Origin of the sequence: Nocardioides sp. W7 (assembly GCF_022919075.1) — a bacterium.
Lineage (GTDB): Bacteria > Actinomycetota > Actinomycetes > Propionibacteriales > Nocardioidaceae > Nocardioides.
Genome location: NZ_CP095078.1, coordinates 2362512 through 2387031 on the forward strand (window position 1 = coordinate 2362512; position 24520 = coordinate 2387031).

22 protein-coding genes and 3 tRNA genes are annotated in these 24520 nt (G+C 72.5%); 14 read left to right on the forward strand and 11 right to left on the reverse strand.

Features of this window, described 5'->3' with window-relative positions; genetic code table 11:
- Positions 1-98: 98 nt before the first annotated feature.
- Together MUB56_RS11215 and MUB56_RS11220 are read right to left on the reverse strand one after the other, a co-directional pair.
- Positions 99-174: transfer RNA gene (locus tag MUB56_RS11215), tRNA-Lys, on the reverse strand.
- Between the two features lie 62 nt (positions 175-236).
- Entirely contained in the window at positions 237-1841 is a 1605-nt protein-coding gene (locus MUB56_RS11220; protein ID WP_244931980.1) for an NAD(P)/FAD-dependent oxidoreductase, read from the reverse strand.
- 165 nt (positions 1842-2006) lie between these two features.
- Here MUB56_RS11220 and MUB56_RS11225 point away from each other — a divergent pair, with 165 nt between their 5' ends.
- Entirely contained in the window at positions 2007-3965 is a 1959-nt protein-coding gene (locus tag MUB56_RS11225; protein ID WP_244931981.1) for an ATP-binding protein, read from the forward strand.
- 19 nt (positions 3966-3984) lie between these two features.
- Here MUB56_RS11225 and MUB56_RS11230 read toward each other — a convergent pair whose 3' ends face one another.
- Positions 3985-4899 carry a helix-turn-helix domain-containing GNAT family N-acetyltransferase gene (locus tag MUB56_RS11230; protein WP_244931982.1) on the reverse strand — a complete coding sequence of 305 codons (915 nt, stop codon included), beginning with the start codon at positions 4897-4899 and terminating at the stop codon, positions 3985-3987.
- Between the two features lie 48 nt (positions 4900-4947).
- On the opposite strand from MUB56_RS11230, the gene MUB56_RS11235 reads away from it, so the two are divergent.
- Positions 4948-6288, forward strand: a complete 1341-nt coding sequence (locus tag MUB56_RS11235; RefSeq protein ID WP_244931983.1) for an FAD-dependent oxidoreductase — start codon at positions 4948-4950, stop codon at positions 6286-6288.
- Positions 6289-6341: 53 nt separating this feature from the next.
- Here the strand turns inward: MUB56_RS11235 and MUB56_RS11240 are convergent.
- Both MUB56_RS11240 and orn read right to left on the reverse strand, forming a co-directional pair.
- Positions 6342-6417: transfer RNA gene (locus tag MUB56_RS11240), tRNA-His, on the reverse strand.
- A 46-nt stretch (positions 6418-6463) separates the two neighbouring features.
- A complete protein-coding gene (orn, locus tag MUB56_RS11245; protein WP_280637400.1) occupies positions 6464-7099 on the reverse strand; it encodes an oligoribonuclease in 636 nt (211 codons plus the stop codon).
- 80 nt (positions 7100-7179) lie between these two features.
- Here orn and MUB56_RS11250 point away from each other — a divergent pair, with 80 nt between their 5' ends.
- The 4 genes from MUB56_RS11250 to MUB56_RS11265 all read left to right on the forward strand — a co-directional run bounded on the left by MUB56_RS11250 (position 7180) and on the right by MUB56_RS11265 (position 10196).
- The gene (locus tag MUB56_RS11250) at positions 7180-7647 is read left to right on the forward strand and encodes a MauE/DoxX family redox-associated membrane protein (protein ID WP_244931984.1); all 468 of its coding nucleotides are present in this window, start codon (positions 7180-7182) and stop codon (positions 7645-7647) included.
- A gap of 17 nt (positions 7648-7664) precedes the next feature.
- Positions 7665-8387, forward strand: a complete 723-nt coding sequence (locus MUB56_RS11255) for a thioredoxin domain-containing protein (RefSeq protein ID WP_244931985.1) — start codon at positions 7665-7667, stop codon at positions 8385-8387.
- Positions 8388-8400: 13 nt separating this feature from the next.
- A complete protein-coding gene (locus MUB56_RS11260; protein WP_244931986.1) occupies positions 8401-9432 on the forward strand; it encodes an adenosine deaminase in 1032 nt (343 codons plus the stop codon).
- 113 nt (positions 9433-9545) lie between these two features.
- Complete coding sequence (locus MUB56_RS11265; protein WP_244931987.1) at positions 9546-10196, forward strand: response regulator transcription factor; 651 nt, start codon at positions 9546-9548, stop codon at positions 10194-10196.
- Here the strand turns inward: MUB56_RS11265 and MUB56_RS11270 are convergent.
- Both MUB56_RS11270 and MUB56_RS11275 read right to left on the reverse strand, forming a co-directional pair.
- On the reverse strand, positions 10180-10614 hold the full coding sequence (locus tag MUB56_RS11270; RefSeq protein ID WP_244931988.1) for a DUF6314 family protein: 435 nt from the start codon (positions 10612-10614) through the stop codon (positions 10180-10182). The genes MUB56_RS11265 and MUB56_RS11270 overlap by 17 nt on opposite strands.
- Positions 10611-11222, reverse strand: a complete 612-nt coding sequence (locus MUB56_RS11275) for a TetR/AcrR family transcriptional regulator (protein ID WP_244931989.1) — start codon at positions 11220-11222, stop codon at positions 10611-10613. The genes MUB56_RS11270 and MUB56_RS11275 overlap by 4 nt, the downstream gene beginning before the upstream one ends.
- 73 nt (positions 11223-11295) lie before the next feature.
- Between MUB56_RS11275 and MUB56_RS11280 the strand changes: the two genes are divergently transcribed.
- Genes MUB56_RS11280 through MUB56_RS11290 form a run of 3 tightly spaced genes read left to right on the forward strand, consistent with a single transcriptional unit; the run spans position 11296 to position 13726 of the window.
- Positions 11296-12129, forward strand: a complete 834-nt coding sequence (locus MUB56_RS11280) for an SDR family oxidoreductase (RefSeq protein ID WP_244931990.1) — start codon at positions 11296-11298, stop codon at positions 12127-12129.
- 27 nt (positions 12130-12156) lie between these two features.
- Positions 12157-12795 carry a response regulator transcription factor gene (locus MUB56_RS11285; protein WP_244931991.1) on the forward strand — a complete coding sequence of 213 codons (639 nt, stop codon included), beginning with the start codon at positions 12157-12159 and terminating at the stop codon, positions 12793-12795.
- Positions 12796-12835: 40 nt separating this feature from the next.
- Complete coding sequence (locus tag MUB56_RS11290) at positions 12836-13726, forward strand: hypothetical protein (protein ID WP_244931992.1); 891 nt, start codon at positions 12836-12838, stop codon at positions 13724-13726.
- Here the strand turns inward: MUB56_RS11290 and MUB56_RS11295 are convergent.
- Positions 13710-14687 (reverse strand): sulfotransferase, encoded by a 978-nt coding sequence (locus MUB56_RS11295; RefSeq protein WP_244931993.1) that lies wholly within the window; start codon positions 14685-14687, stop codon positions 13710-13712. The two genes, MUB56_RS11290 and MUB56_RS11295, sit on opposite strands and share 17 nt — an antisense overlap.
- Before the next feature lie 164 nt (positions 14688-14851).
- Between MUB56_RS11295 and MUB56_RS11300 the strand changes: the two genes are divergently transcribed.
- From MUB56_RS11300 to MUB56_RS11310, 3 genes are all read left to right on the forward strand, one after another.
- Entirely contained in the window at positions 14852-16171 is a 1320-nt protein-coding gene (locus tag MUB56_RS11300; protein ID WP_244931994.1) for a Fic family protein, read from the forward strand.
- 77 nt (positions 16172-16248) lie between these two features.
- Positions 16249-16325 (forward strand) — tRNA-Arg (locus MUB56_RS11305).
- Between the two features lie 52 nt (positions 16326-16377).
- Positions 16378-16713 carry a YnfA family protein gene (locus tag MUB56_RS11310; RefSeq protein ID WP_244931995.1) on the forward strand — a complete coding sequence of 112 codons (336 nt, stop codon included), beginning with the start codon at positions 16378-16380 and terminating at the stop codon, positions 16711-16713.
- An 8-nt stretch (positions 16714-16721) separates the two neighbouring features.
- On the opposite strand, the gene MUB56_RS11315 is transcribed toward MUB56_RS11310, so the two are convergent.
- Positions 16722-17981 (reverse strand): HNH endonuclease signature motif containing protein, encoded by a 1260-nt coding sequence (locus MUB56_RS11315; RefSeq protein ID WP_244931996.1) that lies wholly within the window; start codon positions 17979-17981, stop codon positions 16722-16724.
- A gap of 233 nt (positions 17982-18214) precedes the next feature.
- Here MUB56_RS11315 and MUB56_RS11320 point away from each other — a divergent pair, with 233 nt between their 5' ends.
- Positions 18215-19498, forward strand: coding sequence for a polysaccharide pyruvyl transferase family protein (locus MUB56_RS11320; protein WP_244931997.1), 1284 nt, complete (start codon positions 18215-18217; stop codon positions 19496-19498).
- 214 nt (positions 19499-19712) lie between these two features.
- Entirely contained in the window at positions 19713-20756 is a 1044-nt protein-coding gene (locus MUB56_RS11325) for an LCP family protein (RefSeq protein WP_244931998.1), read from the forward strand.
- A 4-nt stretch (positions 20757-20760) separates the two neighbouring features.
- On the opposite strand, the gene MUB56_RS11330 is transcribed toward MUB56_RS11325, so the two are convergent.
- Together MUB56_RS11330 and MUB56_RS11335 are read right to left on the reverse strand one after the other, a co-directional pair.
- Entirely contained in the window at positions 20761-22947 is a 2187-nt protein-coding gene (locus MUB56_RS11330; protein ID WP_244931999.1) for a carboxypeptidase regulatory-like domain-containing protein, read from the reverse strand.
- Positions 22948-23039: 92 nt separating this feature from the next.
- Complete coding sequence (locus MUB56_RS11335; protein WP_244932000.1) at positions 23040-24467, reverse strand: aminopeptidase P family protein; 1428 nt, start codon at positions 24465-24467, stop codon at positions 23040-23042.
- Positions 24468-24520: the final 53 nt, after the last annotated feature.

The following is a 24520-nucleotide window of genomic DNA, read 5'->3' on the forward strand; positions in this document are numbered from 1 at the left end:
CCGGCCGCGGCGTCGGGCGATCCTCACCAGGAGTGGGCCGGAGTCGGCCGAGAACGACAAAGCCCCTGACCAGCGTTTCCGCTGGTCAGGGGCTGATCTGGTACGCCATCAGGGACTTGAACCCCGAACCCGCTGATTAAGAGTCAGCTGCTCTGCCAATTGAGCTAATGGCGCCCGGTGAAGCGATGGAAACACTACCAGCGAGTCGCGGTCGGGAAAAATCGAGGCGACCGGCGTCAGCGCAGGCCCAGCACCGCCTGCGCGGCGTTGTGCCCGCCGATGCCGGAGACCGCGCCGCCGCGGCGGGCGCCGGAGCCGCAGAGCAGGACGGCGTCCAGGCTCGTCTGCACGCCCCACTGCTGGGCGGGGGTCTCCAGGCGGGACCGGTTGGGGGCCCAGGGCCACTCCAGGTCGCCGTGGAAGATGTGGCCGCCGGGCATGGCCAGGTCCGCCTCGATCTCCTGGGGGATCTTGGCCTCGATGCACGGGTTGCCGTCGGCGTCGCGGGCCACGCAGGTCTCGATCGGCTCGACCAGGTGCTCGTTGAGCGCGGCGATCGCGCGGGTCACCGCGGCGCTCTTCGCCGCCCCCGGGTCGGTGTCGAAGAGCGGAGCGGGAGTGTGCAGGCCGAAGTAGGTCAGCGTGTGCCGGCCCGCGCCGGACGGGCCGAGGATCGAGGGGTCGGTGAGCGAGTGGCAGTAGACCTCGCCGGGCAGCACCGACGGCACCCGACCGGCAGCGGCCTCGGCGTACGCCGTCTCCAGCCGGCTGAACTCCTCCGCCAGGTGCAGGGTGCCGGCGAAGGCGACCTCGGGGTCCTGGCCGGAGCGCAGCTCGGGCAGCCGGTCCAGGAGGAAGTTGATCTTCAGCTGGGCGCCGACCGGCTTGGTGGCCGGGTCCTCGGGCTCGCCGAGCAGGATGCCGAGCACCCAGGGCGCGACGTTGGCGAGCACGAACCGGGCCCCGACGGTGTGCGAGGTGCCCCCGCCGTGCCAGGTCACCTCGGCTCCGCCGTTGCCGTCGGGGGAGGTGCGGATCGAGCTGACGCCGGCCGAGGTGAGGACTTCGGCGCCGCCCTCGACGGCCGCCTTCGCGAGCGCGTCGGTGACCGCGCCCATGCCGCCCACGGGCACCCGCCACTCGCCGGTGCCGTTGCCGACGAGGTGGTAGAGGAAGCATCGGTTCTGGATCAGCGACGGGTCGTGGAGCGAGGCGAAGGTGCCGATGAGCGCGTCGGTGCCGACCACGCCGCGGACCAGGTCGTCGCGGAAGCGCTGCTCGATCGTCGCCCCCAGTGGCTGCTCGACGACGTCGCGCCAGATCTCGGCGTCCACCCGGTCGCGGATCGCGCGCTCGGTCGGCAGCGGCTCGAGCAGGGTCGGCGCGACGACCTCGGCCAGCTGACCGACCCCGCTGTAGAAGCGGGTCCAGGCGGCGTACTCGGCCTCGTCGCCGGTGAGCTCGCGGAACGACTCGCGGGTCTGCCTGCCCTCCGGCCGCTCCACCAGCAGGCCGCCGGCGACGCCGCCGCGGAGCCAGGGGGAGTACGACGCGGTCGTGCGCGAGGCCAGGGCGACGTCGAGCCCGAGGTCGGCCATCAGCCGCTCTGGCATCAGCGAGACCAGGTAGGAGTAGCGCGAGAGCCGGGTGTCGTGGCCCGCGAACGCCTGCGCGGAGACCGCCGCCCCGCCGGTGTGGTCGAGCCGCTCCAGGACGAGCACGGACAGCCCGGCTCGGGCGAGGTAGGCGGCAGAGACCAGGCCGTTGTGGCCGCCTCCGACCACGACGACGTCGTACTCCCGCCGGCTGCTGGTGCTGTCCGTGTTCGTGTCGCTGCTCACCGACCCACGGTAGATGACTAGCCCAGTGAATCCATTCAGGGCCGCGAACCGCGAAAATGAGCGCCGGACCCTGGGGTGGGGTGTGTTTGGATCGACGCGATGTTTCGCGCTCAGGAGGGGTGCGCAGTGATTCGGTCCTCAGGAGCGCGGGTTTTCCTGCTGCTCGTGGCCGTGGGTCTCTTCGGGGTGACAGCGGTCCGAGCTGCGCCCGACGACGGGTGGGTCATCGGCATCTGGCCGGTCGGCCTGGCCACCGGTGCTGCCCTGCTCGCGCGCGGCCGCCAGGTGCTGGGGGTGCTCGCCGCGGTGCTGGTGCTCGCCTTCGTCACGATCCTGTCGGGCCGTCCGGTCGAGGTGGCGGCCGGGTACGCCGCCGGCATCGCCGCCGAGACCGCCCTCGTCTGGTGGATCCTGACGCGTGGCCGGACCGGACCACTGAGCCTGCGCACCGACCACGACCTGCGGGTCTACCTCGGCGCCTCCGGCGCGGGTGGAGTGCTCGCGGCCGTCGCCGGTGCGCTCACCGCAGCCGTGGCCGACTGGGGCGACCCGGGCGTCGTCGCGCTGGCGCTCGGTTCGGCCCACCTGGCCAGCCAGCTCTGCGTGATCCCGCTGTTCGCCCTGCTCCCCGACCACGGCCCGTCGGCCGGCCCGGGGGAGCGGGCCCTGCAGTGGGCGTCGATCCTGGTGGTCACGCCGCTGGTCTTCCTGCCCCACGACTTCCCGTCCCTGGTCTTCCTCGCGGTGCCGATCCTGGCGTGGAGCGCCTTCCGGATGGCGCCCTTCGAGGCACTGCTGCAGATGGTCGCCGTACTGGCCTTCGCCATCGGCATGACCACCCTCGGCTGGGGACCGTTCGCGGACGTCCCCACCGAGTACGGCATGTCCGTCGACGCTCGCGGCATCCTGCTCGCCGCCTTCGCGGCCACCTGCGCGGTCATCGTGGTGCCGCTGATGCTGCGCGCCGGCGTACACCTCGAGACCGCGCGGAGCGCGGCGGCGGAGCGTGACCGGATGCGCAACGTCGTCGACGGCACCCAGGGCGTCGCGATCATCGGCACCGACGACCTCGGCCGGATCACCCTGTTCAACCCCGGCGCCGAGCGGCTGCTCGGCTATGCCCGCGAGGAGGTGCTGGGACTGCCCACGCTGATGTTCCACTCCGACGAGGCGATCGCCCGCAAGGCCGACGAGCTGGGCGTCGACGCCGAGTTCAAGAAGGTCGCCCATGCGATCATGGACCGCGACCTGGTGGCCACCGAGATGGGCTTCCTGCGCAAGGACGGCGAGGAGCGCAGCCACGCGATGACGCTCTCGCGGATCGCCGACGAGCGCGGTCACGTCGTGGGCTACGTCAGCACCTCGGAGGACGTCACCGAGCGGCTGCGGACCCAGAACGCACTCGAGCAGGCCGTCGAGCGGCTGCGGGAGGTCGACGCGGTCAAGGACGCGTTCGTCTCCAGCGTCAGCCACGAGCTGCGGACCCCGATCACCAGCATCCTGGGCTACCTGGAGATGCTCGAGGACGGCTCGTACGGCGACCTCAGCCAGTCGCAGCGCGATGCGGTGCGCCGGGTCTCCAGCAACAGCGACCGGCTGCTCGGCCTGATCGACGACCTGCTGACACTCTCGCGGGTCCAGGACACCGGCCTCGGGGGATCCGAGCGGGCCTTCGACCTGCGCACCGCCGTCGAGGGCGGCTACTCCGTCGTGGCGCCGGTGCTGAAGTCCCGTCGGCTGCAGATGACCCTGGACCTGCCCGAGGAGCCGGTGCCCTTCCACGGCGACCGCGACCTGATGGAGCGGGTGGTGGTCAACCTGGTCGGCAACGCCGTGAAGTTCACCCCCGACGACGGCACGGTCGCGGTCGGGCTGGAGGTGCTCGGCGACTTCGCGGAGCTGAGCGTCGCCGACACCGGCATCGGCATCCCGGTCTCCGAGCAGCCCCGCCTGTTCACCCGCTTCTTCCGCTCCGAGCTGGCGCAGAAGAACGCCATCCAGGGCAGCGGCCTCGGGCTCTCCATCGCCCGCGGGATCGTCGAGAAGCACGGGGGCTCGGTGGCGGTGACGTCGGCGGTCGGCGAGGGGACGACGTTCCGGGTGCGGCTGCCCGTCGTCACCTGAGCCTCACCCCGTTGCCGAGTCAGCACGAATCGTGGGCCGAGTCAGCGCTACTGGTGCTGACTCGGCCGAGGTTCTTCTCGAAGAACGCCTCGGCGTACGGGTTGTCGTTGTAGCGCTCGATCTCGCGGTAGCCCGCCCGTTCGTACATCGCCACCGCCTCGGTCAGCGACCGGTTGGTGTCGAGGCGTACGACGTCGTACCCGAGGTCGAGCGTCTCGGCCTCCAGGCGGCGCAGCATCCGCGCGCCGAGGCCGGCGCCGCGCCAGGCGTCGTCGACCCACATCCGCTTGATCTCGCCGACCCCCTCGGCGATCCGCTGCACGCCGCCGCAGGCGACCGGCGCGCCGTCGCTGACGGCGAGCACGAACGTCCCGGTGGGCGCGGTCATCGACGACACGTCATCGGTGGGGCCCGGGTCGAAGCCGCCCGGGAAGCGGCGGTCCAGCTCGGCGAAGTAGCTGCCCATGGCCAGCCGGCCCGGGGGAGTGGCCGGGTCGACGACGTCCAGCGAGACGGTCGCTGCCCGGACGAGCAGGTCGGCGGTCGCGAGGGCGTCGGTCAGCCGGCCGCGCTGGCGCTCGGTGAGCGGCTCCAGGAGCCGGGCGGCGAGGTCCTCGGAGCGGTCGTCCAGGGTCCGGAGGGTACGACGACCCGCCGCCGTCGGCGTGACCCGCCGACGGCGCCGGTCCTCCGGGTCGGCCGCGACCGTCACCAGGCCGTCGTCCTCGAGCCGGCGCAGCACCCGGCTGAGGTAGCCCGAGTCCAGCCCGAGCCGCTCGCGCAACTCCTGGACGCCGCTGCCCTCGCCGGTCTCGAACAGCACGCGCGCCGTCCCGAGCGGCAGCCCGAGCCCGAGGAACGAGTCGTCGAGCGCTCCGATCCGCTGGGTGTAGCTGCGGTTGAACCGGCGGAGGACGGACGTGGCGTCGGACATATGTCTGACTATAGTCAGACAATCGGCCGAGGTCACTAGGATCCTCCCGTGCCGACAACCCTCCCGCTCTGGCTCGACACCCCGCTCCGCCCGGCCCCGCGTCCACCGCTGACGGGGGAGCGCGAGGTCGACCTGCTGGTCGTCGGCGGTGGCTTCACCGGGCTCTGGACCGCCCTGCGCGCCGTCGAGCGCGACCCGGGCACTCGGGTGCTGCTGGTCGAGGCGGACCGGATCGCCGAGCACGCCACCGGCCGCAACGGCGGCTTCTGCGAGGCGAGCCTGACCCACGGGGAGGGCAACGGCCGCACCCGCTGGCCCGAGGAGTACGACGCCCTGCACGAGCTCGGCCTGCGCAACCTCGACGCGATCCAGGAGACCGTCGGCCGCTACGACATCGACTGCGGCTTCGTCCGCGGCGGCTCGCTCGCCGTCGCGACCCGCCCGCACGAGATCGAGCACCTCGAGCCGGGCACGTCCGGGTTCCTCGACGAGTCCGCGGTCCGCGCCCTCGTCGACTCGCCGACGTACCTCGCCGGCCGGCACACCCCCGACGAGTGCGCGCTGGTCGACCCGGCCCGACTCGCGTGGGGACTGGCCGACGCGGCCGAGCGGCAGGGCGCGGTCCTCGCGGAGGGCACCCGGCTGCTGACGCTGACGTCCGCCGGGGGCGGGGTCGTGGCGACCACCGACGACGCGACGGTCCGGGCCCGCCGCGTGGTGCTGGCGACCAACGCGTTCCCCGGCCCGCTGCGCCGGCTGCGCTACGCCACCGTCCCGGTCTACGACTACGTGCTGGCCACCGAGCCGCTCACCGACGCCCAGCTGGCCGCGATCGGCTGGGACCCGGCGGTCGGCATCTCCGACTCGGGCAACCAGTTCCACTACTACCGGATCACCCCGGACCGCCGGATCCTGTGGGGCGGCTACGACGCGATCTACCACTACGGCCGCTCGATCGAGGCCGGCCACGAGGACCGCGAGGCCACCTTCGCGGTGCTGGAGCGCAACTTCGCCGCGACCTTCCCCCAGCTCGCCGGGATCCGCTTCACCCACCGCTGGGCCGGCGTGATCGACACCTGCACCCGCTTCTGCGCCTTCTTCGGTACGGCGCACCGCGGCCGCACGGCGTACGCCGCCGGCTTCACCGGACTCGGCGTCGGCGCCTCCCGGTTCGCGGCCGACGTACTGCTCGACCTCGTCGACGGCCGCCCGACCGAGCGCACCCGGCTGCGGATGGTGCGCCGCCGTCCGCTGCCGTTCCCGCCCGAGCCGCTGGCCTGGATCGGCATCAACCTGACCCGCTGGGCGCTGGCCCGCGAGGACGCCACCGGCCGCCGCAACCTGTGGCTGCGCACCCTCGACCGGCTGGGCCTGGGCTTCGACTCCTGAGACGAAATGCACCGAGCCCCTGACCTGTCATCCAGGTCAGGGGCTCGGTCTGTTGGGGTGAGTAACGGGACTTGAACCCGCGACATCTGCCACCACAAGGCAGCGCTCTACCAGCTGAGCTATACCCACCACGGTCGTCCGGACGGGGCCGGGACCGGAGAGAAGTCTAGGGGAATCAGCTGCCAGGAGCGGAATCGGGGGCGGTGAGTCCGGTGAGCGAGCCGCCGTGCTTCTCCGCGATCGCCCGGGCGGCGTCGCTGTCGGGCCCCGGGGAGGGGACGAAGACGGCCTCGCGGTAGTAGCGCAGCTCCTCGATGCTCTCCTGGATGTCGGCGAGCGCGCGGTGGTTGCCGCGCTTGGCCGGGGACTGGAAGTAGGCGCGGGGGAACCAGCGGCGCGAGAGCTCCTTGATGGAGGAGACGTCGACGATCCGGTAGTGCAGGAACTGCTCGAGGCTCGCCATGTCGCGGGCCAGGAAGGACCGGTCGGTGGCGACGGTGTTGCCGGCCAGCGGCGGGCGGCTGCCGTCGGGGCAGTGCTCCTTGATGTAGGCCAGGGTGCGCTCCTCGGCCTCGGCCATCGGTACGCCGTTCTCCAGCTCGGCCAGCAGCCCGGACTTCTCGTGCATGGTGCGCACGAAGTCACCCATCTGGTCGAGCGCCTCGGCAGGCGGCTTGATGATGATGTCGACGCCCTCGCCGAGCACGTTCAGGTCGAAGTCGGTGACCAGGGCAGCGACCTCGATCAGGGCGTCGGCCCCGAGGTCGAGCCCGGTCATCTCGCAGTCGATCCAGACCAGTCTCTCGTTCACGAGGAGCCACCCTAGGTCATGCCGATTCGGGACCTTCGCCTCTCAGTCCCGGCTCAGGCTCGGGCCCTACGCTCGTGCCCGTGAGGGAATGGCTCGGCCTGGTGGCACGACTGGTGACCGGTGGCGTCTGGATCTGGGCCGGCGCGCTCAAGCTCGGCGACTCCTATCAGAGCGTCGAGGCGGTCCGCGCCTACGAGCTGCTGCCGGAGAGCCTGGTGGAGCCGGTGGGCTACCTGCTGCCGGTGCTGGAGGTGGTCGTCGGGGTGGCGCTGGTCCTCGGCGTGCTCACCCGGGGTGCCGCGGTGCTCTCGGCGCTGCTGTTCGTGGTCTTCATCATCGGCATCGCGAGCGCCTGGGCCCGCGGGCTGCAGATCGACTGCGGCTGCTTCGGCGGCGGCGGGTACGACCCGGACGCCTCGTCGCAGTACCCGTGGGAGATCGCCCGCGACTCCGTGCTGCTGCTCGTCTCCCTCTACCTGGTCCGCTGGCCCCGCACCCGCCTGGCCCTGGACTCCCTGCTGTTTCGTCCCCTGACCCCCGCCCGCTGAACCGAAGCGAGACCCCGATGTCGAAGAAGAGTGCCCAGACGAGCCGAACCGAGCGCGCGGCCGCCGCCGTACGCGAGCAGCAGCGCGAGGAGGCACGCCGCCGCAACCTGATGGTGGGCGGCGTCGTCGGGGTGCTCGTCGTGGCCCTGGTCGCCGGGTTCCTGTGGATGCGCGCGAACGACACCAGCGATGACGTCACCGCCCCCGCTGCCGGCTCCGAGTACGGCCTCACCATCGGCCCGGACGGCGCCCCGCGCGAGGTGATCATCTACGAGGACTTCCACTGCGTGCACTGCGCGGACCTCGAGGAGCGGACCCGCGAGGACCTCGCGCGGTTCGCGGAGGCCGGCGACGTCCGCGTCGAGTTCCGCACGGTCAGCTTCCTCACGGACTACTCGATGCGCGCGGCGAACGCCTTCAAGGTCGTCCTCGAGGAGGCCGGCCCCGAGGTGGCCAAGCGCTACCACGACCTGCTGTTCCAGAACTACGACAAGGCCTCCGGGAGCGAGGACGGCCTCGACGACGACACCCTGGTGAGCCTGGCCGTCGACGCCGGTGCCGAGGAGGACGCCGTACGCCCCGGCATCGAGGACCTGGCCCAGCGCGAGTGGGTCGACTCGGCCACCCAGGCGGCGCAGGACGCCGGGGTGCGCGGCACCCCGACGGTGCTCCTCGACGGCGAGCCGGTGAGCGGCAGCACGGAGGACATCGCGAATTCGCTGGTCGAGGCCCTCGGCTGACACGCTGCGGAAGGTGACCAGGAGCATCGGCGACTTCATCCGCGGCCTCCCGAAGGCCGAGCTGCACGTCCACCACGTCGGGTCCGCCTCGCCGCGGATCGTCCAGGAGCTGGCCGCCCGCCATCCCGGCACCGTCCCGGCGGACCTCGACGACCTTCGACGGTTCTACGAGTTCCGCGACTTCGCCCACTTCATCGAGGTCTACCTCGCCGTGGTGGCGCTGGTCCGCACGCCCGAGGACATCCGCTACCTCACCTACGAGATCGCCCGCGAGATGGCGACCGAGCAGCAGCTGCGGTACGCCGAGCTGACCTGCACGCCGTTCACCTCGGTGCGCCCGGACGACGACACGCGCGGCATGCCGATCGAGGCGTACTCCGAGGCTCTCGAGGACGCCCGGGTCGCCGCGGAGCGCGACTTCGGGCTGGTGCTGCGCTGGATCTACGACATCCCGGGCGAGTTCGGCCAGCTGGGGGCCGACCACACCCTCGAGTACGCCCTGCGGCACCCCACCGAGGGCCTGGTCGGCTTCGGCCTGGGCGGCCCGGAGATCGGGGTGCCGCGACCCCAGTTCCAGCCGCACTTCGACGCCGCCCGGGCGGCCGGGCTGCACTGCGTCCCGCACGCCGGCGAGACGACCGGCCCGCAGACGATCTGGGACGCGCTGCGGCTGCTCGGAGCGGAGCGGATCGGGCACGGCACCTCCGCCGCGCAGGACCCGGAGCTGCTGGCCCACCTGGCCGCGACCGGCGTACCCCTGGAGGTCTGCCCGTCCTCGAACATCGCCACCCGCGCGGTGGCCACCCTCGCCGAGCACCCGATCCGGGCGTTCCGCGACGCCGGCGTGACCATCTCGATCGGCTCCGACGACCCGCCGATGTTCGGGACGACACTGAACCGGGAGTACGAGGTCGCGGCCGACCTGCTCGGCCTCGACGAGGCGGGCGTCGCGGAGCTCGCCCGCACCTCCGTGCGGGTCTCCTTCGCGCCCGAGGACGTCCGCTCGCGGGTGCTCGGCGAGATCGACGCGTACGCCGCCGGCTGACCCGGGCGGGGACGCGAAAGGCCCCGCACACTCATACTGTGCGGGGCGAGGTTCTTCCTACCGCGTCGGGTCCGTCCGTCCGGGGAGGCGCGCCCACACGTGAGGATCCGTGCATGTCGCAACCCCGACCGGTCCGGGTGGCCGTGGTCAACGACTACGAGATCGTGGTGGCCGGCGTCGCCGCGCTGATCGCGCCGTACGTCGACCGGATCGCCGTCGTCGAGCTCGACACCGGCCTGCCAGTGGTGAGCGAGGTCGACGTGATCCTCTACGACACCTTCGGGCAGGTCCAGGGCGACGGGATCGACCTGGAGGACCTGGTGCGCGACAGTACGGCGCGGGTCGCGGTCTTCAGCTGGAACACCGACCCGGCGCTGGTCCGGCGCGCGCTGGCCAAGGGCGCCTCGGCGTACCTCTCCAAGGAGCTGAGCGCGGCCGAGATCGTCGACGCGCTGGAGCGGGTGCACGCGGGTGAGCTCGTCGTCCACGAGGGGGCCGAGCAGGTCCAGGACGTCGTCGGCCGGTGGCCGGGTCGTGACCACGGCCTGACCGCGCGGGAGGCGGAGGTGATCGCCCTGATCACGCAGGGGCTGAGCAACCAGGAGATCGCCGAGCGCTCGTACCTCAGCATCAACTCGGTCAAGACCTACATCCGCACGGCCTACCGGAAGATGGGGGTCACCCGTCGGGCCCAGGCTGTGGGCTGGGGCGTGCAGCACGGGTTCCAGCCGGACCGCAGCCGGGTCGTCAGGCCGGATCGATGAGCGCGGTGAGCGCGGTGTGCCGGGTGCGCAGCACGTAGTCCTTCGCGGGGCCGGTGCTGTGCCAGGTGACGGTCCAGCTCTGCCGGTCCGGCGCGACGTCGATCCGTCCGCGGTAGTGGTCCGGGGAGCACGGGTGGTCGACCTGCTCGCCGACCGCCCAGGGGTGGAAGACCCGTCCGTCGGCGAAGTGCACGAGCCACGTGCCGGCCTCGTCACGGCGCACGTCGAGGGTCCGCTCGACCGGCACCTCGTGGTCCGCCCAGCGCATGGTGCCCTCCTCGCTCCAGCGGACGTGGTCGTCCGCGAGGAGCGTGAGGGTTGCGGTGCCGTCGACCTGCCGCGTCTCGCCGGCGAGCCGGTCGTCGACCTCGCGGCTCAGCGCCCAGGTGCCGAGGAGGTCGGTGGGCGCGGTGCTCATCGGTGCATCCCGACGAACATCGCGGTCGCGGCGTCGACGAGCTCGTCGGTGGTGGCGTCGAGGACGCCCTCCAGCCAGGCCGTCAGCAGCTCGGCGACGCCGCCGACGAAGAGCAGGCCGGCGACCTGGCCGTTGCGGATGCCCCAGCCGTCGGCGCCGTACAGCTCGAGGGCCTCCTCGGCGGCCCGCTGTGCGAAGTGCCGCAGCAGGGCGGTACGACGAGGGCGCAGCGCCGGCAGCGCGCCGGCCTCGACGATCGCGACCCGGCCCTTGCGCGGGTCGGCGGCGACCAGCTCGACGAAGGCGTGGACCGAGGCGCGGATCCGCGCGGCCGGGTCGGCGCCGGCGTCGTCGGCAGCGGCCTGCGTGACGGCCTCGATCTCGGTGGCGATCGCTTCGAGCACGGCCGTCTGAGCGTCCTCGAGGTTGCGGAAGCTCTCGTAGAAGTAGCGCTCGGTCAAGCCGGCCTCGGCGCAGATCCGGGTCATGGTGACCCGCTGTCCGGAGGCGGCCCAGACCTCGAGGGTGGCGGCGAGCAGCCGCCCGCGGCGCTCGGTGGTCCGCTCCTGCGCGCTCACGCCCCGGTAGGTCCCCGACTGCACTGCCACGCGCTCGAGCCTCTCACAGCGACCGGTCGTCGAGAAGATTGACAGGGATTCCTGTCTGAATGATGCTCGGCGGGTGACCACGCCTCGCGACCTCAGCGCCATGACCGTCATCGTCACCGGCGGGGCCCGCGGCATCGGCCGCGCCACCGTCGAGCGGCTGGCCCGCCAGGGCGCCCGGGTCGCCGTCGGCGACCGAGACCTCGAGCCGGCGCGCGACCTGGCGGCGGCGTACGGCGACCTGGTGCGGGTCGCGGCGCTCGACGTCACCGACCCGGCGTCCTGGCGGGAGTTCCTGGAGGAGGTGGCGCCGCTCGGCCCGGTCGACGCGCTGGTCAGCAACGCCGGGATCATGCCGCTCGGCTCGGTGCTCGATGAGTCCGAGGAGGTGGCCCGCGCGATCGTCGACGTGAACCTGCACGGACTGATCAACGGCACCAAGGCGGTCGCGCCCGGCATGGTCGAGCGCGGGCACGGCCACCTCATCAACGTCGCCTCCGCCGTCGGGCGGATCGCCGTCGCCGACGGGGCGACGTACTCCGCCTCGAAGTTCGCCGCCGTGGGCTTCAGCGAGGCGATCCGCTCCGAGCTGGCGCCGTACGGCGTCGACGTCACCATGGTGCTGCCGACCGTGGTCCGCACGGAGCTGGCGGCCGGGGTGCCGGCCGCTCGCGGCGTGCGACCGGTGAGCGCCGACGACGTGGCGCGGGTGATCGAGTCGGCGCTGCGCCGGCCCCGCGCGGAGCTGTGGGTGCCGCGCTGGACCCAGGGGCTGACCAAGGCGACCCAGGTGCTGCCCCGCCGCGTCCAGGACGCGATGGCCCGACTGACCCGGGCCGACAGCGTGCTGGCGAGCGCGGACCCTGAGGCGCGGGTCGCCTACGAGGAGCGCGCCCGCCGCTCGGGTTGAGGCGACCCGGCGGGTTACTCTCCGGGGATGAGCAGTCCCGTGCGAGTGGCCATCGCGAACGACTATGCCGTGGTGGTGGCGGGCGTGGCAGCGACCCTGGCGCCGTACGCCGACCGGGTCGAGGTGGTCGAGCTCGACAGCGGGGTGCCGCTGGTGACGCCGGTCGACGTGCTGCTCTACGACACCTTCGGCCAGGTCCAGGCCGACGGCATCGACGTCGAGGAGATCGGCGGGGGGCTGGCCAAGCGCGTGGTCGCGTTCAGCTGGAACGTGCAGCCCGAGCTCGTCAAGCGGGCCTTTGAGAGCGGGGTCGCCGGCTACATCGCGAAGTCCGTGACGGCCGACGAGCTCGTCGACCTGATCGAGCGGGTGCACGCGGGGGAGCAGGTCGCTCCGGACCTCGATGAGTCGGAGGAGAGCCTCGGCACCTGGCCGGGCCGCGAGCACGGGCTCACCGACCGCGAGGCCGAGGTGCTGGCGCTGATCACCCAGGGCTACAGCAACGAGGAGATCGCCCGGCAGGTCTACCTCGGGATCAACACCGTCAAGACCCACATCCGCAAGGCCTACCGCAAGATCGGCGTGGGCCGGCGGGCCGAGGCGGTGCTGTGGGGCATCGATAACGGGATGCGACCCGACAGCGAGCGACGGGTGCGGAAGCCCTGAGCCCCGAAGTCGACCGCCTCGATCGACTATTCTCGGACCCATGACCGTCCAGGCGCTGCCGATCCCGTCGTACGACGACGTCCGCGTCGTCGTACCCGCCCCCGATGCCGGACCCGGCAACTGGGCGGGCGCGGCCAGCGCCGTCCTCGTCGACGGCGTCTTCTGGCTGACCTGGCGCGTCCGGCGGCCGCTGACCGACGGTCGCGGCGTCGCCGTCCAGGTCGCCCGTTCGCTGGACGGCGAGACGTTCGAGGTCGTCGCCGAGGTGAGCCGCGAGGAGTTCGGTGCGGAGTCCTTCGAGCGGCCGGTGCTGGTGCCCGTGCCGGGCATCGGCTGGCGGCTCTACCTCTCGTGCGCCACGCCCGGGTCCAAGCACTGGTGGGTCGACAGCATCACCGCCTCGACGGTCGAGGGCCTGCCGACGGGCGAGCGGGCCGTGGTGCTCGCGGGCGACGACCGGGTCGCCGTCAAGGACCCGGTCATCGAGCCGTCGCCCGACGGCGGGTGGGACCTGTGGCTGTGCTGCCACCCGCTGGAGGACCCCGGCCACGAGGACCGGATGACCACGCGCCACCTGACGAGCGCCGACGGGCTGGTGTGGACCGACCGCGGCGAGGTGCTCGCGGGCCGGCCGGGGCACTGGGACGCCCGAGGCGCCCGGGTCACCGCCGTCGTCGGCCGAGACCCGCTGACGGTGCTGTACGACGGCCGGGCCGACGCCGCCTCGAACTGGTACGAGACCACCGGGCTGGCGCGCTGGGACGGCGAGCGCCTGGTCCCGGACGACGCCGTGGGGTCGATCGTCTCGCCACACTCCGACGGCGCGTTCCGCTACGCCGCCGCCGTCCCGCTGCCCGACGGCCGCACCCGCTTCTACGTCGAGGCCGCGCGCCCCGACGGCGCGCACGACCTGGTCACGCTGGTTCGCTGACCGCCTGCCGGCGCTGGAGGAACGAGCCTCGGCTCTCCCGCGAGAGCCAGTCGCCGAAGTCCTCGCCGGTGATCTCGGCCAGCAGGGCGATGTCGTCGGCGAAGTGGGGGAGGAGCCGCTCGCGGGCCTCCGCGGCGAGCTTGGGGCGGTGCGTCTCGTCGCCGCCACTGAGTGCGGCGACCAGGGGCACGCTGGCCCGCCGCCACACCTGGGGCGGCGCGAACCGGCCCAGCTGGGCGCCGGCCCGCACCACCGGTCCGAGCAGCTGCGGTCGCCACCCGGGTTCGACGTACGCCCGGGCGTTGTCGCGGGGGATCTCGTCGACCAGGCCCGGCGTGATGCCGAGGAAGGTGCAGGCCCGGTCGACCGCCGCCCGCGGGTCGTCGACCAGCTCGCGGTAGCGCATCACCAGGACCCGCTCGGAATCGACGTAGCGGTAGAGGTGCTGGAGCTGCTCGCCGTACCGCCCGAGGCCGGCGTAGCGCCAGAACGGCGCCCAGCCGTCCGCCATCCGCTCCTGCTGGCGCGCGAAGGCCTCCTCGAAGTCGCCGACCGGCTCCAGTCCGTCGCACCACAGGTGCATCCAGTTGCTGTAGGCGCGGTCGATCGGGTCGCGCACCACGGCGATCAGGCGAACGTCGGGCAGCCGCTCGGCGATCCGCTGGTGGGCGCTGCGGCTCCACAGGTAGAACGGCGTGCTCTCCCCGCGCAGCTGCTCGCGGCCGGCGGGCTCGAAGAGCCGCTCGTACTGGTCCCAGCGCCAGATCCACTCCTGCTGCGAGTGCCGGTCGCCCGGGCCGCGCCAGTCCGGGGGCGGGGCGTCGTCGCAGAGGAAGTACTTCGGCTCCTTCGGTGTGGTCGTGAACACCTCGGGGTGCTGTCGCAGTGCGGAGTGGAGAGCCGTCGTCCCGGCCTTCGGTGCGCCGATGACGAGGAAGTCGGGCCGCGGGCTCCGGGTCATCGCACGAGTGTACTTACTGAATGAATCTGGTGGTCTTTATCTGGACCAGTGGGTTCCGCTGGTGGAGGAGGGACGAAGTCCCAGGCACGCCTCGCCGTCCGGCGAGGCGTAGATCGGCGAACAATAGTAGTATGACTATTCGCCCATCTGGTCGGAGGTGAGTCATGGCGCACTGGGAACGGGTGCCGGTCCCTCCGGACTACGCCGGGACGACGCGCGCCGAGCGACAGGGCGGCAGCTACCTGCGGTACCACCCCGACCGGCTCGCGTCAGTGGCGAACACCTTGGTACCGGAGGTGCTCGAGCACGCGGCCGAGGTCTCCACCGCGCTGGCCAGGCTGGGTGGTCGACTGAGGGCGAATCCGTTGCCGGTGCTGTACTCGACGACGCTGCGTTCTGAGGCCATCTCGTCATCGTGGATCGAGGGCATTCGTGCGACCGCACGCGACATCGCCGTTGCCCAGATCAGCGACGAGGCCGCCACGCAGACCGCCACCCAGATCGTCCGGAACGTCGCTGCCATGAAGGACGCGGTCGCGGTCCTGGGCGCGGGTCAGTGGGAGCACGGCCACCTGTGGGGTATCCAGCACGACCTGCTGCCATGGCAGCCAGCGGGGTACCGCCGTGACCAGGTGTGGATCGGCGGCACCAACAAGCTCAATGCGGACTACGCGGCCCCTCCGGGGTCGACGGTTCAGTCGTACATGGAGGACCTCCTGGCGTACGCGAACACCTCTGGCGACCTACCGGTCGTGCTCGCGGCGGTCATCCATGCCCAGTTCGAGACCATCCACCCGTTCGAGGACGGCAACGGGCGGGTGGGCCGGGCGCTCGTGCACGGAGTGCTCAAGCGTGCCGGGTTGATCGACGGCGGCGTGATCGCGTTGTCCACGGCGTTGCGCAACGACGTGGCGGGTTATGTGAGTGCGCTGACCAGCTACCGGTACGACGGGAACGAGCGTGCGCCGGCCCTGAACGACTACGTCGCTCGCTTCCTGGTCTATGTGGAGTCGGCGACGGCGGCCGCAGAGCACTTCGCAGACGCGGCCACGGGACTGCACGACCGGTGGCGGGCCGCGACGGCCGGGGTGCGTTCCGATGCTGCCCTGCACCGGGCGGTCGACCTCATCATCGAGAACCCGGTCGTCTCGGCGAGGTTCCTGGCCGAGCACCTCGAGCTGTCGCTGCGCCGGGCGGAGAAGCTGGTCCAGCAGTTGCAGGAGGTCCGCATCCTCTCGTCGGCGACCGGCAAGTACCGCAAGTCACCGCTCTACCAGGCCGACGACATCCTCACGCTGCTCTCGTTCGGCGCCGAGGCTGGGCCGCGTACCCCGGCACCGGAACGGCTCGGGTTCGGCGATGCAGCCGGCGGCGCGGGGCCGCAACCGGTGCTCGTGCACCGTTGCGGCGAGCCGACGTCGAAGGGTCCGTGCCAGAACCGTGTCCCTGCGGCCGACCGGACGTGCTGGCGACACCGCAGCTGACGGCGGCCGGGGCTGCTGCCCGACTGGGTGGCACCCACGCCCTCCGCAGTTCGGTCGGCTGTATTGTCTGCCGTCCCGCCTCCGTAGCTCAGCTGGATAGAGCAGCGGCCTTCTAATCCGCCGGTCGCAGGTTCGAGTCCTGCCGGGGGCACCACCCGACCCGGGCAGTTCCCATGGCCGGGCTCGGCACCTGGGACGATGCGCCCATGGACACGCTGCGCTCGCTCGCCCTGTTCCTCGCGGCCGCGGTCGCCGAGATCGGCGGTGCCTGGCTGGTCTGGCAGGGCGTGCGCGAGCACCGCGGCTGGGCGTGGATCGGGGCGGGCGTCATCGCGTTGGGGGTGTACGGGTTCGTGGCGACCCTGCAGCCGGACGCCCACTTCGGCCGGATCCTCGCGGCGTACGGCGGGGTGTTCGTCGCCGGGTCGCTCGCCTGGGGGATGGTCCTCGACGGCTTCCGACCGGACCGGTACGACGTCGTGGGCGCGCTCGTCTGCCTGGTGGGGGTCGCAGTCATCATGTACGCCCCCCGCTCGGCGTAGGAGTCTCCTCAGGTCCGCCGGTGGAAGGCGACCTTTCCGCCGGGCAGGTGTCGGGTCTGGTAGGTCGGGTCGTGGGCGCGGGTGTGGTGTCGTGGGCAGAGGAGCCGGGCGTTGTCGAGGTCGGTGGGGCCGCTGTGGCTCCAGGGGTCGTGGTGGTGGGCGTGGCACAGGGCCGGTGGCCAGTCGCAGCCGTCTGCGGTGCACCCGCCGTCACGGAGCGTTAGGGCAGTCCGCTGGGCCTTGCTGAAGAGACGCTGTTTTCGTCCGAGGTCGAGGACCTCGGACTTGCCGTTGAGGACGGTGGGGATGATGCCGGCCTCGCAGGCCAGTCGGCGCACGGCGCCGGCGGAGAGGCGGTGGCCGGTGTCGAGTTGCCCGACGGCGGTGTCGCGTCTCAGGTCGTCGAGGGTCATGGTGACCACGAGGGTCGCGTTCATTCCGCCGGCCTGTGGCAGGTGATCGGCGGGGAGGCGTTCCAGCAGCTCGCACAGTGCGCGGCCGAGCCGCTCGGGCCCGGGTCGGCGCCCCTGACCGGCAGGTCGGGGGCCGTGGGTGGCGGTCTGGTGCTTGGGGGCGGCGATCGCGGTCAGGGCTTTGCGCAGGAGGTCGCCGTGCAGGGTGGGGAGCTGGAACCGGCCGTGGGTGGTGCCGTGTCCGTCGTCGGTCATGGTCAACCGGGTGGTGGCCATCGCGCGGGCTTCCTCGGCGGCCAGCAGTCCGGCTTCGTGGGCCTCGCCGGTCTCGGGGGCGACGACGTCGAGGATCCGTTTCCCGAGGCGGCGTAGATCGTTGGCGTCGTGGTGGGCCGCCTCTTCCAGCAGCACGCTGATCGCCTGGACGCGAACCTCGGCCGAGACCTCGTCGGGCAGCGCGTCGACGGCGTCGGCGATGACGAGGGCCTGGTCGGGATTGATGGCGCCGTCGGCGAGCGCGATCCGGACGGGTGCGTACAGGTCGCGGTCGAGGGCTGCGGCGAGTCGTGTCAGTCGGTGGGTCGAGGTCCGTGTGTGGCGGGTCTGGACCGCGAGCCAGTTCGCGGTCGAGGTGGCGCCGGTGGGTCCGGGGAGGTCGACGGCGTCGGCGTGCGCGGCGAGGCGGGCCTGCAGCTCGGTCAGCTGGGTGATCAGCCGGTCGGTCTCGACCAGCGCCCGTCCGGTCTCCTCCGCGGAGAGCGAGGGCAACCAGGCGTCACGCATCGCGGCGAGGTTCTCGCCGGTGCGCACCAGCAGGCCCGTGACCGGGTGCGGAGGCGAGGCGATCGCTGACATGACTCGAGTCCAGCCGATCCCACCGACACTTTCCGGCCCCGGAAGCGGGTTATCCCCAGCACTCGTGAGCACAGGGTTTCGCGGCCCCCGAAGCGGTGGTCGAGGCCGCCGTACGGCTCGCCGGGTTCGAGACGCCCCCGAGCGCGCCGGGAGCACCGACACCGCACCGAAGCTGTCGCCCGCACCGTCGGCCGGCATCTCGGCGTGCCCGCGCCCGGGTAGGCTCCCCGTCGATGTCGCGCATCCTGCTCCGAGCCGGAAAGAGCCCCTTCCAGGTGCTGAGCCCCGAGCGCAGCCTCGCCGTCGGGAAGAGGGGCGTGTTCGGTGCGAATGCCGGCAACCTGCTGTTCTCGTCGGCGGTGCACCGCACCGTGAGCGTGCCGGGCGCGGAGGTCGTCACCGACGGGTTCGTGCTCCAGAACCTCCAGAACATCAAGAGGGTCTCGCGGATGGCGGGCTACATCGACGAGCGCTTCGACCGGCTCGTGCTGCCGTTCGCGAACGCGTTCCGCCCGGGCTTCGCCCCCCAGCTCGACATCTACTCCAGCCTCATCGAGCGCCTGCACATCCCCGTCGTGGTCGTCGGCGTCGGGGCGCAGATGGGTTTCGATGCCGACCGACCGGATGCGGGGCCCGACCTCGACGCGTCGGTGACCCGGTTCGTGCGAGCCGTGCTCGACCGCTCGACGTCGATCGGCGTGCGCGGTGAGCGCACGGCCGGTTACCTCGCGCAGCTCGGGTTCTCGCAACCACTCGTGGACGTGATCGGCTGCCCGTCGCTGTTCACGAGCGTCGACGGCTTCGGCATCGAGCCGCGCGGAGTCGACGCGTCGAGCCGCATCGACCTCACCTACACGAACGGCATGCAGTCGCTCGTCGACCGCAGCGTCGCCGACTTCCCGCGCCTGGAGTTCGTGGCGCAGGAGCACCACCGGCTGCGGTTGCTGCTCGAGGGCGTCGACCCCGACGACTACGACGGCCGCGGACCGCTCGGCTCGGGCCACCCTCTCTACCGCGACGACCGCATCCGCTTCTTCGTCGATGCGCGCACCTGGGTCGACTACCTGCGCGACTTCTCCTTCGCGTTCGGCACCCGCATCCACGGCGCGATCGCGGCGATCCTCGCGCGCGTGCCGGCGGTCGTGCTCTCGTACGACTCGCGCACCCTCGAGCTCGCGCGGTACCACGGCATCCCGTATCGCGAACTCCACGGACTGCCCGACGACGTCACGATCGGCGAGCTCGTCGACGGGGCCGACTACTCGGTCTTCAACGCGCGGTTCCCGGAGCTCGCCGCGCACTACCGTGCCTTCCTCGAGGCGAACGGCCTCGACCACATCTGGGCGCCCGACTCGGCGAATCCCGAGTACGACGCACGCCTCGCCGGGCTCGACCTGCCCGGCGTGGTGCACGTCGTCAGGCCGGGTCCGCTCGGCCGACCGAAGCCGCACGAGCCGATTGCGCGCACCGCCGTCTCGGAGCTCGTGGCGCTGCGCGGCGCGGAGAGATCGCGATGACGAAGCCCAACTGAGCTGAGACGCACGCGTTCCGCGCGTGCCGGCCCGCGCGCACCCGATAGCGCCGTGACCCGACCTCCGTCACCCGCCCCGGCCGTGGGCCGGTCGGCCCCGGCGTGCCCTCTTTCGGGGAACTGACCGCCCGATCCCCGCCCGACCCGGTCGCGCCGTCGCAGTCTCCGAAGGACAGGGAGGCCGACGGACGGGGGGCGGGATGCGACGCAGGGAGCCCGACGACCGGCGCCGCGACCGCAAGGCGCTGGTCGGGCTGTTGGTCTGCACGGCGGCGATCGCCGTCGTCATCTCGGGCACCCTGGTCTGGGCCCAGTCGAAGATCCCCGAGGTGCGGCACACGGAGCCGGCCTTCGTCGGTCTCGAGAACCGCCCGGTGCGGGCGACCGGCCCGGCCGGAGAGGCCGTCAACATCCTGCTGCTGGGCACGGACCGGCGCTCGGAGGTGCCCACCACCGGTGCGGCTGCCGAGGCGGACGCCTGGGTGGCGGGGGAGCAGCGCTCGGACACCATGATGCTGGTCCACGTCGCCGCGGACCGGCGCTCCGCTCACGTGATCTCCCTGCCCCGCGACTCCTGGGTGCCGGTGCCCGGGCACGGCCGGGCGAAGATCAACGCGGCGTACTCCCTCGGTGGGCTGCCGCTCGCCGTCGAGACCGTCGAGACGCTGACCCGGGTCCGGGTGGACCACGTCGCCGTCGTCGACTGGGACGGCTTCCGGGCCCTGACCGACCTGGTCGGCGGGGTCCGGGTGCAGGTGCCCGAGACGGTGGTCGACAGCGTCCGCGGAATCACCTGGACGGCGGGCGAGCACCTCCTCGACGGTGAGCAGGCGCTCGCCTACGTCGGCCAGCGCTACGGGCTGCCGGGTGGCGACCTGGACCGGGTCCAGCGTCAGCAGGCGGTGCTGCGCACCCTGATGCAGGACGGCCTGCACGCCGAGATGCGCTCCGACCCCGACCAGGTGGCCCGTTTCGTGTCCGAGGTCCTCGAGCACGTCGCCGTCGACGAGACCTGGTCGCTGGCCGGGATCCTCAGCTTCAGCGCCTCGCTGCGCAACCTGCGCAGCGCCGACATCCGCTACCTGACCGTCCCGGTGGCCGGGCTCGGTCGGGAGGGGGCGCAGTCGGTCGTCCACCTGAACGGCCGGCTCTCCGACCAGCTCTGGACCGCGGTCCGCGACGACGTGGCCGGCCCCTGGCTGGACGCCCATCCCGACCTCGAGACGGGGGACCGGATCGACTGATCTCTCAGCGGCGCACCTTCACGACCGCCGTGGCGGTGCTCCCCGCGACGGTCGCGGTGCCGGCGTACGACGCGGTGTAGCGGTGCGCGCCGCGCTTCTGCCTCTTCAGCGTCAGCTTCGCCCGGCCCGCCTTCAGCGCGACCCGGCCGACGACCCGCGAGCCGTCGCGCAGCACCACCGGGCCGGTGGCCCCCGGAGCGGTGACCTGGACCGCGAGCCGCACGGTCCGACGCTTGGCCTTCGCCGTGAGCCGGGTGGAGGAGACATGCTGGACCAGCCCGGTCGGCGCCGAGGTCGCCGTGCCGGTGAACCCGCCGGTCTCGCCGGCCTCGTCGGGGGCCGACGCGGCGACGCGCAGCTGGAGGCTGGATCCGGCGTCCGCCGCGGTCAGGACGTACGACGGGCCGGTGCCGACCACCGTGCCGCCCCTGAGCCACTCGACGCGGAACGTCACGCCCGCGGACGCGTTCCACCGGCCGGGGTTCGCCGACAGCTGCTGCCCGACGAGCGGCGTGCCGCCGATCGTGGGGGCGGTGCGGGTCCGCAGCGACGAGTCGAGCACGACGTTCGCGGTGGCGTACTCGCCCGAGCGGGGCGTGACCAGCTGGGCCTCACCCGGCGTCGACGCGTCGGAGTACCACTCCGACACGTGGCCGTCCCAGCTGGTGAAGCTCAGCAGGTAGGGGACCCCGGGCCGCAGCTCCTCGATCTCGTACCGGCCGCCGTCGTAGGTGTTGTAGTCGTCGACGTAGCGCCCGGAGCTGTCGTGCACGGAGACGCTGACGTTGTCGAGGGGCTGGCCGGCGTCGTCGGTCACGACACCTCGGATGCCGCCCCAGGGCGTCACGGACACGTCGACCCCGGTCGTGACCTGGCCCGGGGTGACCGTGACCGGCGCCGCCGTCCGGCCGGTGCCGCCGCCGTACCAGGCGTCCTGGAAGGACAGCTCGACGTCCTGGGTGCGCGAGTCCTCGACCTGGATCTTGTAGGACCGTGGGCCGGAGCGGTCGAGCGACATGAAGTAGTAGCGCCCGTCGCGGTCGGTGATCGTCCACTCGGCCTGGTTGCGCGGTTCGCCGTCGGAGAGGAAGGAGTACGCGCGCACGTCGACGCCCATGGCGGGCCGGCCCTGCTCGTCGCGGACCACGCCGGTCAGGTCGGCTCCGGCGGGGGCGGGCCGGACGCCGCCGGAGAGGAGGGTGTCCGCGAGCACGACGGAGGCTCCGCCGACCACGCTCACCGGGGTGCTGGCCTCCGGGCTGGTCGCGTCGCCGAGCCACTCGGCGCCGTACTCGTTGTAGTCGTCGACGAAGCGCAGCTTCCAGGGCCCGTCGGTGAGGCGCGGCACGACGTAGGTGCCGGTGCGGTCGGTGTAGTCGCTCGACACGGTGCGCCCGTCGGCGTCGTACGCCGTGACGAGGACGCGGCGCAGCGGTGTCCCGCCGTCGCTGGTCACCCGACCACCGATCGAGCCGCCGGCCGCCACCGTCAGGTCGCCCACCGAGACGTCGGCGGTCCGGTCGAAGGCGACGGTGCGTCCCGCCGCGTGGCTCGCGGAGTCGTCGGCCCACTCACTGGCGTAGCGCTCGCGGTAGTCCGAGAGCTGGAGCTTCCACGCGCCGGCGGGCGGTGAGAACCGGAAGGTGCCGTCCGGGCGGGAGACGGTGCTGTAGTAGCCCCCGTGCGGCGCGGTCGCGGCGAATGCGCGGACGTCCACGCCGGCGACCGGACGGCCCCCCGTGTCGACCACGCGACCGGTGATCATCGGCGGGGACTCGAGCACGACCGGGTTCAGCTCGACGGCGGTGTCCGTGACGGTCACGGCCGTCGAGGCGTTCCAGTCCTGGGTGTTGTCGTAGTACTCCCAGCGGGTCGAGTCCGCCGCGTCGGCGAAGTGGAATCGGTACTGGCCGGGGCCGAGGGCCAGCGCGATCTTCCCGTCGGCGATCGGGTCGCCGAGGAAGGTGCTCCAGTACGAGCCGGTCAGGCGGGACACCGACACGGTGCCTTCGAGGGGGCGCCCCTGGCCGTCGGTGACGGTGCCGGTGACGGCGTGCTTGCCGGACTCGGTGTCGGCGAGGGAGGGGAGGGCGGCCGGGGCGGACTGGGCGGCCTGGGTGGGCGTCAGGGCCACCGAGGTGCCGAGCAGTCCGGACAGGGCGAGGGGGATGAGGAATCGTCGTGCGTTCACGGCGGGGAGGTTGGCACGGCACGCGTCCCGCGCGCTCGATCATTTTGTCCCGTTCGCCCGGGCGATCCGGCCGGGACACCCGTTCCTGCAGGTCAGGGCAGGTGTCGGCCCATCCAGTCCTCGACGTCCACGGAGGTGCGGGGGAGCGAGGCCGAGAGGTTGCGGCTGCCGTCGGCGGTGACGAGCACGTCGTCCTCGATCCGGATGCCGATGCCGCGCAGCTCCTCGGGGACGAGCAGGTCGTCCTCCTGGAAGTACAGGCCCGGCTCGACGGTCAGCACCATGCCGGCGGCGAGGGTGCCCTTGGCGTACGCGTCCGGCGCGGCCCGCCCGCAGTCGTGGACGTCCATGCCGAGCATGTGGCTGGTGCCGTGCAGCGTCCACCGTGCGTAGGTGCGGTTGTCGGGGTCGAGCGCCTGCTCGGCCGGGACGGGCAGCAGGCCCATGCCCTCCAGCCCGTGCGCCAGCACGGTCATCGACGCCTGGTGGATGTCGGCGAACGGTACGTCGGGGCGGACCGCGTCGATGCCCGCCTGCTGGGCGGCGAGGACCAGGTCGTAGAGGTCGCGCTGCACGTCGGTGAACGTGCCGTCGACCGGCAGCGTGCGGGTGACGTCGGCGGTGTAGAGCTGGTGGCCCTCCACCCCCATGTCGAGGAGCACCAGCTCGCCCCGCGTGATCGCGCCGGAGTTCTCGATCCAGTGCAGCGTCGTGGCGTGCGAGCCGCCGCCGACGATCGAGTCGTAGCCGATGTCGTTGCCCATCGCCCGCGCGCGGCGGAAGAAGGTGCCCTCGATCCAGCGCTCGCCGTACTCGAGCACCTGGGTCCACTCGCGGACGCTGTCCTCGAAGCCCATCGCGGTGACGTCGCAGGCCTGCTGGAGCTGCTCGACCTCCCAGTCGTCCTTGATCAGCCGCATCTCGGAGACGACGCGCGCGAGGTCGTCGTCGAGCCCGGCGTCGGCCGCGACCAGGCCGTCGACGTGGTCCGAGACGCCACGGTGCACGCGCGTCTTCGCGGGCGCGGAGCGGGCGAGGTCGTCAGCGAGCCGATCCACGTGGCGGACCTCGATGCCGAGGGAGTCGGAGAGCTCGCGCGCCGAGGGCCGGCGTCCGGCCCACAGCTCGCCGTACTGCCGGTCGCGGAAGAACTCGTCGGTCTCGCGCGAGGAGCGCGGCCGGGCGTAGAGCACCGCCTCCCCGTCGGTCAGCACCAGGACGGCGTCGCTCGTCTGGTTGCCGCAGAGATAGGTGTGGGCGGTGTCGGAGCGGAAGCGGTAGTCGGTGTCGTTGGCCCGGGCCTTGTAGGTGCCCGCCGGGAGGACGAGCCGCTCGCCCGGGAAGACCTCCGTGAGCCGACGGCGGCGCTCGGCCGCGCGGTCGGCGACGGGCTGCCGGGGGAGGTCCAGCTCCCGATCGCCCCAGCCGGTGCGCATGAACCGCGAGTAGGCCTCCGGGACGGCCGGGTCGTGCGACTCGGTCTTCGGCTCGGTGCTCTCGGGCGTCGTCTGGTCGCTCACCCCCGACACTGTACGCCGGGCAGCACGCGCTCCGACCTGCCCGAACGTTAGGC

Excerpts from the sequence above, each read along its gene's own strand:
- MUB56_RS11230 (WP_244931982.1), bottom strand. The coding sequence starts at position 4,899 with ATGTCCGACGCCACGTCCGTCCTCCGCCGGTTCAACCGCAGCTACACC.
- MUB56_RS11255 (WP_244931985.1), top strand. The coding sequence starts at position 7,665 with ATGTCGAAGAAGAGTGCCCAGACGAGCCGAACCGAGCGCGCGGCCGCC.
- MUB56_RS11265 (WP_244931987.1), top strand. The coding sequence starts at position 9,546 with ATGTCGCAACCCCGACCGGTCCGGGTGGCCGTGGTCAACGACTACGAG.
- MUB56_RS11270 (WP_244931988.1), bottom strand. The coding sequence starts at position 10,614 with ATGAGCACCGCGCCCACCGACCTCCTCGGCACCTGGGCGCTGAGCCGC.
- MUB56_RS11285 (WP_244931991.1), top strand. The coding sequence starts at position 12,157 with ATGAGCAGTCCCGTGCGAGTGGCCATCGCGAACGACTATGCCGTGGTG.
- MUB56_RS11290 (WP_244931992.1), top strand. The coding sequence starts at position 12,836 with ATGACCGTCCAGGCGCTGCCGATCCCGTCGTACGACGACGTCCGCGTC.
- MUB56_RS11295 (WP_244931993.1), bottom strand. The coding sequence starts at position 14,687 with ATGACCCGGAGCCCGCGGCCCGACTTCCTCGTCATCGGCGCACCGAAG.
- MUB56_RS11300 (WP_244931994.1), top strand. The coding sequence starts at position 14,852 with ATGGCGCACTGGGAACGGGTGCCGGTCCCTCCGGACTACGCCGGGACG.
- MUB56_RS11310 (WP_244931995.1), top strand. The coding sequence starts at position 16,378 with ATGGACACGCTGCGCTCGCTCGCCCTGTTCCTCGCGGCCGCGGTCGCC.
- MUB56_RS11315 (WP_244931996.1), bottom strand. The coding sequence starts at position 17,981 with ATGTCAGCGATCGCCTCGCCTCCGCACCCGGTCACGGGCCTGCTGGTG.
- MUB56_RS11320 (WP_244931997.1), top strand. The coding sequence starts at position 18,215 with ATGTCGCGCATCCTGCTCCGAGCCGGAAAGAGCCCCTTCCAGGTGCTG.
- MUB56_RS11325 (WP_244931998.1), top strand. The coding sequence starts at position 19,713 with ATGCGACGCAGGGAGCCCGACGACCGGCGCCGCGACCGCAAGGCGCTG.